This is a genomic window from Oleiphilus sp. HI0117, from assembly GCF_001635235.1.
In genome coordinates this window covers 1-746 of record NZ_LWGA01000267.1, presented here as the reverse complement: position 1 = coordinate 746, position 746 = coordinate 1, and the positions used below count along the sequence as shown (strand labels likewise).

General features: G+C 47.9%; 1 protein-coding gene. It reads left to right on the top strand.

Annotation, left to right across the window (positions count from 1 at the left end):
* Positions 1–25 precede the first annotated feature (25 nt).
* A partial coding sequence (locus A3757_RS03320; protein WP_197469709.1) for an efflux RND transporter permease subunit occupies positions 26–746 on the top strand: 721 nt, incomplete at its 3' end.

The following is a 746-nucleotide window of genomic DNA, read 5'->3' as shown; positions in this document are numbered from 1 at the left end:
CTTTGGTACGGCACCAAAAACGCCAATCGACTGGGCGATAGAGCGTCGCCGTGCTGTGCTGTTGGTCTTGGTATTTTTACTAATATCCGGGATTTTTGCTTATCAGAGTATCCCAAAAGAGTCTGAGCCGGATATTGCCATTCCTATTGTTTACGTATCGATGTCGCATGAGGGTATTTCACCTGAAGATGCCGAGCGCCTACTTATTCGGCCAATGGAGAAAGAGCTTAAGTCGATAGAGGGTGTCAAAGAGATGAGCTCCGTTGCCTCCGAAGGGCATGCATCGGTGACGCTTGAATTTGATGCCGGTTTTGACAGTGATACGGCCTTGGATGACGTCCGTGAAAAGGTTGACCGTGCCAAATCAAAGCTACCTGCGAGTAGTGATGAACCTGAAGTTAATGAAGTAAACGTCGCTCTGTTTCCAGTTTTCAGCATGAGCTTGGCAGGCCCTATTCCTGAGCGGCAGTTATTGGCTATTGTGAGAGATCTAAGAGATGACTTGGAGGCGCTTCCTGGGGTGCTGGAAGTCGATATTGGCGGCGAGCGCGATGAAGTATTGGAAATTATTGTTGACCCGCTGGTACTGGAAACATACCAGATAAACTTTGAGACCGTGTTGAGCATTGTTAATCGTAATAACCAGTTGGTTGCTGCTGGCGCCATAGATAGTGGTTATGGTCGTCATGTCATTAAAGTGCCGGGTGTTATTGAGGATCTGGAAGATATTATGGCCCTGCCGATCA